Origin of the sequence: Ursidibacter arcticus (assembly GCF_009761375.1) — a bacterium.
GTDB classification, from domain to species: domain Bacteria; phylum Pseudomonadota; class Gammaproteobacteria; order Enterobacterales; family Pasteurellaceae; genus Ursidibacter; species Ursidibacter arcticus.
The window spans coordinates 1-229 of record NZ_LEKM01000017.1 but is presented as its reverse complement, the minus strand read 5'-3'; the positions used below and the strand labels follow the sequence as shown (position 1 = coordinate 229).

1 protein-coding gene is annotated in these 229 nt (G+C 37.6%); it reads left to right on the top strand.

The features are described from left to right. A partial coding sequence (locus A1D25_RS00610) for a helix-turn-helix domain-containing protein (protein ID WP_157393791.1) occupies nucleotides 1–191 on the top strand: 191 nt, incomplete at its 5' end. Nucleotides 192–229: the final 38 nt, after the last annotated feature.

Below are 229 nucleotides of genomic sequence, written 5' to 3'. Positions count from 1 at the left end.
CAATGACTCGTGGCGATATTGGAAATTATCTTGGTTTAACCATTGAAACAATTAGCCGTTTGCTTGGTCGTTTTCAGAAAAGCGGAATGATTACCGTACAAGGTAAATATATTACCATCAATAAAATGGACGAATTAAGTGAAATGGCTGGGGTTACAAAACCACAAATTCCTGTGGCTGTTCGAGCATAACTAAAAGATATCCAATAATGGCAATGCAAACGCATTGC